Below are 625 nucleotides of genomic sequence, written 5' to 3' on the forward strand. Positions count from 1 at the left end.
TAGCAGTGTCAGTTGTACTTATCTTATTGGCAGGAGTTTGGTTATGGTAGCAAGTGTTACTAGTTTTGGTCGTAGTGGACTCTATGATTGGATGATTCAGCGTGTTACAGCAGTTGTGTTGGCTGCTTACACGGTATTTATTCTGGGTTATCTAGTGCTAAACCCTGACTTGACATACATGCAGTGGAGTGAGCTGTTTAGTCAAACTTGTGTCAGAGTATTTTCTTTACTTGCTTTGTTATCTTTGGGTGCTCACGCTTGGATCGGTTTGTGGACGGTGTCTACAGACTATCTAAAAGCAATGGTATTCAGGTTTATTTTTCAAGCTGGTTGTGGCCTGGTCATGTTCGTTTACGTGGTCTGGGGTGTTCAGATTCTTTGGGGGCTGTAAGAAATGTCTAAATTAAGAACGCTTAATTATGATGCAATAGTTATTGGTGGTGGCGGTGCTGGTATGCGCGCAGCACTTCAATTGACAGAATCCGGCATCAAAACAGCTTGTATTACTAAAGTATTCCCAACTCGTTCTCACACGGTTTCTGCTCAAGGTGGTATAACTTGTGCGATCGCAAGTGCGGATCCAAATGATGATTGGCGCTGGCACATGTATGACACTGTTAAAGGG

2 protein-coding genes are annotated in these 625 nt (G+C 43.2%); both read left to right on the plus strand.

What is annotated here, in order from left to right; all coding sequences use genetic code 11:
- Positions 1–43 precede the first annotated feature (43 nt).
- Positions 44–391, plus strand: a complete 348-nt coding sequence (sdhD, locus tag A3756_RS25665) for a succinate dehydrogenase, hydrophobic membrane anchor protein (RefSeq protein ID WP_068508433.1) — start codon at positions 44–46, stop codon at positions 389–391.
- A gap of 3 nt (positions 392–394) precedes the next feature.
- Positions 395–625 (plus strand): FAD-binding protein (locus A3756_RS25670; RefSeq protein WP_156490778.1); only part of this gene is annotated, 231 nt, incomplete at its 3' end.

This window comes from Oleiphilus sp. HI0086 (assembly GCF_001635225.1).